We start from the raw sequence: 2,880 nt of genomic DNA on the forward strand, positions 1-2,880 counted from the left end.
GCTGCTAAGAAAGAAAGTAGAGTCGCTTGTGTAGGGCGAGTACACAGCTACAAACACACGGGTGGGCGCGGGGGTGTGCGCCGCCGCGCCGAAACCCATCAACCCGTTCGTTTTGGGGGGACGAGGGAACCTCTGAGAGCTCCCCTAGAGGTTAAGGGTAAACCGCAGACCGAGTTGACGCGGGTTGTTCAGGAAGCGCAGGTTGTTGCCGTTACCCACGAGTGCCTTCACGGAAGCGTCTACATCCAACAGGTTCGAGCCGTACAGCTCCACGACCCAGCGGTCGTTGCGCGAGCGGTAGTTGATGCCCGCGTTGAGGGTGACGAAGCCCTCCTGCCGTGACTCGAAACCGCACGCCACCGCGTCATTACTGCCCTCGCAGATATTCGAGCCCTCGGGCCGCACGATGTCGTCCTCGTTGAAGATCGTGAGGAAGTAGTCGGAGCGATAGTTGGCGAGCACCTGCCACGCCATCTGGCCGCCGAAGGCATCGAACACGTGTTGCAGGCGACCGATCAAGGTGACATCGGAAACGTTAGGCAGCGTGTTGCCGGCAAGGTCGATGTTGACTGCCGACGGGGACTGCCCGAAGTCCTGGCCGCGCACGTCGGCCAGTTCGCCGTCTTCCGCTTCCGCATCCAGCAGTAGGGCCGTGGCGTCCACGGTGAAGCCGCCGCCGAGGGGCACGGAGGTGAACAGCTCCGCGCCGAAGATGCGCGTATCGGCCACGTTTTCGTTGAGCAGCGAGAGGCCACCGTCATCGCCCGTGCCGCCGAACTGGATCAGCGACTGGAACACCTGGTCCTCGTAGTCGTAGTAGAAGGCGCTGGCGTTGAAGATCACTCGACGATCGCCCACGAAGAAGGCGTTCTTGGAGCCGATCTCGTAGGCCGTGAGCTTCTCGGGATCGAACTCCGGTGCGATCTCGCCGAGGTTATCGTTGAAGCCGCCCGACTTGTGCGCCGTGGACACGATGGCGTAGAGCAGGTTGTCCTCGCCGATATCGAATTCCATACCTAAGCGGAAGTCGAGGAACTCATCCTCGTAGGAGCCGATCTGCTGCACCGGCGCGCCGACCACGAAGAAGCTGTGCTGGCCGTTGTCGGGGCAGGTCTGGGAACCGTCGCGGTTGGTGTCCGGCGTGTCGATGCAGGTGCCGTTGGGCGAGCTGCCGTCAGCGACGCCCGCGAGCTGCTGCACCAGGGTGTCGTCCACGCCGAAGGTGGCACCGTCCACCAGGAACTGCGCGGCGCTCGCGTTATCCGTGGGTGCATCGAAGGTGGGACGGTTCTGGAACGTGGGCTGGAAGCCCGGGGTGCCGAGGCGGGTGGTGAAGCAGCAGTTGAAGTCGAGGGAGCCCAGACCGAGGGTCCAGTTGCCGCCGATGCCGACGCGCCGCTTGTCTTCCACCGTGTAGCGAAGACCGCCCTTGACGCGGAAGGCGTCGGTGACATCGAAGGTGGCGTCGAAGTAGCCCGCCACGGAGCTCACGTCGACGTCGGGCATGGTGAACTCGACGCCGGAGAAGAACAGGCCGTTGTCGTTGGCCGAGAGGAAGCCGACGGTCTGATCCTCATCCAGGTAGAACCCGCCGAGGCTCCAGCGAAGACGGCTGTCCGGCGCTGAGGCGAGGCGGATCTCCTGCACGATCGCATCGGAGGTTTGCTGCCAGTAGACGTTGGAGAAGTTCTCGTAGTCGAAGCCTTCCTCGGAGATGTCTCGGCCCGGGTACAGCGGGATGTTGCCCGCCGCGTTGGTCTGAAAGAAGTCCAGCTCGCGGTAGCTGCCCGTGTACTCGAGGGAGCCCCAAGCGAAGGAGTAGTTCAGCAGGGCCGTGATGCCGAACTGCTCGCTATCCAATTCGCCCTGCACCGCGCGATTGACGATCTCGCGTGGGTTGATGTCCTCGACGCTGAACCCCGCCAGATTCGCCTGGAAGACGTTCGTGCCGGGATAGCCCGTGCCGCCTTCGGTGGTGAAGTCGGCGATCAGATCGAGGGAGAGGTTCGGGATCGGCTCGACGTGCAAGCTGAAGCGGCCCGCGAACTCGTCCTCGATGCCCGCGGGATCCAGCTCCGTGGCGAGACCGACGTTGTCGTAGTTCGATTCGCGCTCTTCGGAGAACGCGGCGAAGCGCACCGCCGCCCGCTCGCCGAGCGCCGCGTTGACCACGCCCACCAGGGCGCGCTGATCGAAGGTACCGACCTCCGCCCGGAAGTTGGCGGACGTCTCGCCGAGCTGCGCCTTGTTGGTGATGATGTTGATCGTGCCGCCGGTGGAGTTGCGCCCGCGCAGGGTGCCCTGCGGACCTTTGTTCACCTCTACGCGTTGCACGTCGTAGAACTGCACGCCGAGACCGCGTGGGCGCGGCACGTACACGCCGTTGATGTGCGGCGCGACGGCCGGGTCACCGAGTTCCGTGTTGTTGGCCGAGCCGACGCCACGGATGTAGATCTCGATGTTGCCTTCCTGGTTGGCGATGCTCAGCCCCGGCACCACGTTAGCCAGGTTCTGCAGCTCGTTGCCTACACCATCGCGCAACAGATCTTCGCCGGAAAACGCCTGGGCCGTGCCCGCGTACTCCTGCAGGGTCTGCTCGCGCCGCTCGACGGTGACGATGACCTCCTCGATCGACGTCTCCGAGCTGCTCGTCTGGGCGAGCGCTGGTGACAGGGTGCTTGCCGCCGCCACCATCAGCGCGCCTATCACGCATGTGTTCCTGGTCATTTCTTCCCCCATCCCTGCCGGTTGCGAGGCCGCCCACACGACGGCACTCCCGACCCTCAAAAGTGATTACACGGGCCGACGAGTCCGCCACCCCGAACGCATGGTGACCAAAAAAGACTTACGCTGTCATCTTGCACTGCAACTAAGCGAATA

1 protein-coding gene is annotated in these 2,880 nt (G+C 63.9%); it reads right to left on the reverse strand.

Annotation, left to right across the window (positions count from 1 at the left end; translation table 11 throughout):
* Window positions 1–144: 144 nt before the first annotated feature.
* Entirely contained in the window at window positions 145–2,727 is a 2,583-nt protein-coding gene (locus AAF184_25585) for a TonB-dependent receptor (protein MEO0425728.1), read from the reverse strand.
* Window positions 2,728–2,880 lie beyond the last annotated feature (153 nt).

The sequence above is a fragment of the Pseudomonadota bacterium genome, from assembly GCA_039815145.1.
Lineage (GTDB): Bacteria > Pseudomonadota > Gammaproteobacteria > Steroidobacterales > JBCBZW01 > JBCBZW01.

What these genes read in the sequence shown, in the direction of transcription:
- AAF184_25585 (MEO0425728.1), bottom strand. Translation starts at nt 2,727, where the DNA reads ATGACCAGGAACACATGCGTGATAGGCGCGCTGATGGTGGCGGCGGCA.